The organism is Mesorhizobium sp. M8A.F.Ca.ET.165.01.1.1, assembly GCF_004792065.1.
In the GTDB taxonomy this organism is placed as follows: Bacteria; Pseudomonadota; Alphaproteobacteria; order Rhizobiales; family Rhizobiaceae; genus Mesorhizobium.
Genome location: NZ_SRTH01000224.1, coordinates 1 through 292, shown reverse-complemented (window position 1 = coordinate 292; position 292 = coordinate 1). Strand labels below are relative to the sequence as shown.

The 292-nt window shown below is 54.8% G+C and carries 1 pseudogene; it reads left to right on the top strand.

The features are described 5' to 3' along the window. Positions 1-292, top strand: a pseudogene (locus tag EN808_RS35850) (hypothetical protein); the annotation flags it as partial.

Sequence of the window (292 nt, the reverse complement as noted above, 5' to 3'; positions counted from 1 at the left end):
CAATCTCCAGCGAACCGGCAAATATCTTGATGAGGCCCAAGCAGCCTTAACCGCCAAGCTGAAGGTCTTCACCAGGGAGAGCCAGCCGATGCAGTGGGCTTTTGAGCAGAACAATCTTGGCGACGTGAGTTGGAACCGCGCCAGCTATGGTGGCGGCAAGGCTGAATACCTCAAGGCCATCGAGTTCTTCGAGAATGCCAAGCAGGGATTTACCGAGGCGGGCTACACCATGCCGATACCGCTCACCGATCAGAAGATCGATCTGGTGAAGAAGCAGATAGCGAAGAACTAG